Origin of the sequence: Pseudoalteromonas sp. SG45-1, from assembly GCF_014164135.1 — a bacterium.
GTDB lineage: Bacteria > Pseudomonadota > Gammaproteobacteria > Enterobacterales > Alteromonadaceae > Pseudoalteromonas > Pseudoalteromonas distincta.
This window is the reverse complement of record NZ_JACJEP010000068.1, coordinates 1-926: the sequence shown is the minus strand read 5'-3', so window position 1 is coordinate 926 and position 926 is coordinate 1. Positions and strand designations below refer to the sequence as shown.

At 44.7% G+C, this 926-nt stretch carries 1 protein-coding gene; it reads right to left on the bottom strand.

All coding sequences use genetic code 11. The annotated features are described in order from the left end of the window. Positions 1 to 926, bottom strand: a 926-nt coding sequence (gene tuf, locus H5117_RS20930; protein ID WP_182739023.1) for an elongation factor Tu, incomplete at both ends; no start/stop codon positions are given.

Sequence of the window (926 nt, the reverse complement as noted above, 5' to 3'; positions counted from 1 at the left end):
CCACCTTCATCTTTAGAAAGTACGTATACTTCTGAAGTGAATGTAGTATGTGGGTTGATTGAACCAGGCTTAGCTAGTACTTGACCACGTTCAACGTCTTCACGCTTAGTACCACGTAGAAGTGCACCAATGTTCTCACCAGCACGACCTTCGTCAAGAAGCTTACGGAACATTTCAACACCAGTACAAGTAGACTTAGTAGTCTCTCTGATACCAACGATTTCAACTTCGTCATTTACGTTGATGATACCAGCTTCAACACGACCAGTTACAACAGTACCACGGCCTTGGATTGAGAAAACGTCTTCGATAGGCATGATGAATGGCTTATCGATGTCACGCTCTGGCTCTGGGATGTAAGAATCAAGTGCATTTGCAAGCTCAACAATCTTATCTTCCCACTCTTTCTCGCCTTCTAACGCTTTAAGCGCAGAACCAGCGATTAGAGGTAAGTCATCACCTGGAAAATCGTATTCAGAAAGAAGTTCACGAACTTCCATTTCTACTAGTTCAAGTAGCTCTTCGTCATCAACCATGTCACATTTGTTCATGAACACAACGATGTAAGGAACGCCAACTTGACGAGAAAGAAGGATGTGCTCACGTGTTTGTGGCATAGGGCCATCTGTCGCAGCAACTACTAAGATCGCGCCATCCATTTGAGCAGCACCAGTGATCATGTTTTTAACATAATCGGCGTGACCAGGACAATCTACGTGTGCGTAGTGACGTGTAGGAGTATCGTATTCAACGTGAGACGTTGAAATAGTGATACCACGTTCGCGCTCTTCTGGAGCGTTGTCGATTGATGCGAAATCTTTAGCAACACCGCCGTATACTTTTGCAAGTACGTTAGTGATTGCTGCAGTTAGTGTAGTTTTACCGTGGTCAACGTGGCCGATTGTACCAACGTTTACGTGCGGTTT